The organism is Candidatus Competibacter denitrificans Run_A_D11 (assembly GCF_001051235.1).
GTDB lineage: Bacteria > Pseudomonadota > Gammaproteobacteria > Competibacterales > Competibacteraceae > Competibacter_A > Competibacter_A denitrificans.
The window spans coordinates 1-2662 of sequence record NZ_CBTJ020000004.1 but is presented as its reverse complement, the minus strand read 5'-3'; the positions used below and the strand labels follow the sequence as shown (position 1 = coordinate 2662).

Annotated in this window: 2 protein-coding genes; one reads left to right on the top strand and one right to left on the bottom strand. The window is 57.6% G+C overall.

Annotated features, from left to right (window positions below; genetic code table 11):
* On the top strand, window positions 1-395 hold a 395-nt coding region (locus BN873_RS01545), incomplete at its 5' end, for an IS1 family transposase (RefSeq protein ID WP_048670221.1).
* Between the two features lie 2012 nt (window positions 396-2407).
* Here the strand turns inward: BN873_RS01545 and BN873_RS20675 are convergent.
* The coding region (locus BN873_RS20675; protein WP_048670219.1) for a hypothetical protein at window positions 2408-2662 on the bottom strand (255 nt) is incomplete at its 5' end.

The following is a 2662-nucleotide window of genomic DNA, read 5'->3' as shown; positions in this document are numbered from 1 at the left end:
AAAAAAAAACCGCCAAGCTTTGGGTCTGGCGTGCGTATGACCCTGACCGTCGGCGAACCCTGGCCTGGGTGCTGGGTGGCCGTGATGACGCCACCTGTCAACAGCTACTCGACCGCGTCGGTCTCCAGGGCAAACAATTCATTACCGACGACTGGCCCGGTTACCATCGCTTGATTCCTGCTGCACAGTTGACGACCGGTAAGCATCTCACCTTCCCCATTGAACAAGATAACAGCAATATCCGCCACTTCCTCGCCCGCTTCCGCCGCCGCACCAAAGTGGTTTCTAAAACCGAAGACATGGTGGACCTTTCCCTACGCCTCTACCATCATCTCCATGATCAGCCCGCCGCCTTCGCGGCCCTTTCTGCAACCTTCTTATCTATCTTTGGTTAGGAATCTCACCCGGTTTAAGGACTCTTTCAGGTGCTTTGGTAGCTTGGCTTGCGCCTGCCAGTCGTATCTGGCTTACGGACTGATCCGTTAGAGGAACCACTCGTCCAGATTCTAGTGCTCTTCCCGGATGTGTATGTCAAGTGCCCATCTTTTCCTCTTATCCTGCTGTGGCGTGGTTTTCCGTTCGCTTGCAGCGCGGCGGGGTCTGCGTCTGTAGTGTCCAGTTTTTCTGTTTTGTGCGTTTATAAAAAACTCGATTAATAAATAAACTGACTATAGCGACCACTTAATGCAACCCGCTAGAACACTTATTGAGAAGCTGGCGTGAAGAAGGGGTTTTGCTGGCGAAGTGGTTACGTTCCCGACCTAAAAGCGAGGGTTCTTAGCCGTTTAGTCGGTTTTATCAGAACACTTAATTTTGATGAGACGTTGATCTTGGCGCGTGAACACTCAATTCTGTGTGATGGCAGTGCGTGTATAAGGCGGCTATGGTGAAAAAGAAGGCGACCGTCTTGCGATTTTTGCGGGAAAAAGGTGCTCGGTGTGCTTAGGTTCTGAAAAAGCGCAAAAGGTCCCCGCCGGTGGCGACCGATGGGCGAAGCAAGAGGACAGGGGAAAGTAACGGACTAAGAGGAATCTGGCAGTTGAGCCGCCTCTTTCAATCGCTTTTTAAGCTCAGCCAAGCTCAGGCCCTGGGTGGCCAATTCCGCGATCTGCCGGTTCAATTCAAGAGCCACCGGGTCGGTGACCCGTGGGGTGGCCGGTGTCCCAGCCGCAGCCTGAAGCCGTTGACGCAGGGTGAGCGCCGGTCGCTGCGGCGTCGAGGGTCGCGGCCCCCGTGCCGGTTCGGTCTCTGTCGAAGCGGATTGCAACGGCGGCGTGGGGGAGGCGATGGGTGCTATCGGTGCGGGGACTGTTGACTTACGGGCTTTCCGCTGGGCTTGCCGCCAGGACACCTCTAACCCCAACGCTCGAACCAGCTGGAAAGAGAACTGCCGAATCGGTCCCCAACCGACGCCGACCCAGCAGCGGCGACGCTTATCAAACTGCCGGCCCCGACCGGTATTCACCACGAGCGCCGAGCGGGCCAGCGTCGCGAGCGCTCGTTTCGTCCGTGAAAGCGACAGGCCGCAGTGGTCTGCTAGCCAGGGTGCGCTCAATCCGAGCCAGTCGGGGCTACGGGGGATGGCGATTTTTAGACTGGTAATGTCGGTATAATATACCATCAATGTAAGGACAAGAATCACTGCTTCTCGCCGCTCACTACGTTGTTGCCGCCACCGAATTAACTTGGCGTGCAGCTTTTGACCGGCGGGGGTCTCAAGGCCCCCCACAGCCGCTNTTTGCTGTTCCAGGCGGTGATGTCGCTCGCCTTGGCTCAAGGCGTCCCAGCAACCGTCGCGCGGGTTTTGGTAATACTGCCGCAGCTTGGCCACGGCTTTGGCAATCACCGCAGGACGTGCGGGATTGGCATCCTTGGGCAGATGAAGGAGGTGGAAACAGGGGACCATCGGCGTGTGCCCGCAGCGATTGCCGACGGCATAAACCCTCTTCAGCGGGGTCGAAGCCGCCAGAGGCACGGACACAGCCGATGAGGCGGGTCGCAACTCATCGCCTGGAGAGGGCAGGCGCAAAGCCGCCAACGCGGGAAAATCGCCAGGACGCATGGCGGAAGACAGCGCTGTCGGGCGCGGGTACGGTGTGCGGGGAAACCCCAACGACCCGCACCCGTCAGCGGATTGTCCTAGTCAGACAGGATGCGCGGACCCTGAATGGGGGTCTCGCTGAGAGGATCAGAGCAAAAAACGGTCATCTTAAGCGGAACGGACATGGTGCTCTCCAGGTTTTGGGCCAATAACCCCCTACGAGAGGCTTGCAAGTCCCAGCCGGTCCGCTATAATCAGATTCCAATGTCAAGAAGGAATTCTGATTATCATCCTAAGCGGATCGACGGGTGGTAACTTGCAAGACTCTCTGGAAGAAGACCCCGCCCTCAAGCGGGGTTTTTGCATTCAGGGGTCTTGAGTTGTCAGCAGTAAGGGGGTAGACCTCCACGGTGTTGGGTTGCCCGCCGCCGGAACCCTCCGGGCCTTCGGGGCATTCTTCCTATTATAGCGCGTGTTGGGCTGGGGCAAGCAAGCGCGCGGTAACCGGCGCCGCTCCTGAATGACCGCATCCACCAACACCTCGTGCACGTAACGATGCGATTGAATTTTCTGCACCGTCGCCGTAAAGAGACCCTCTAAAAAAAGCTCGACGCCGACGTC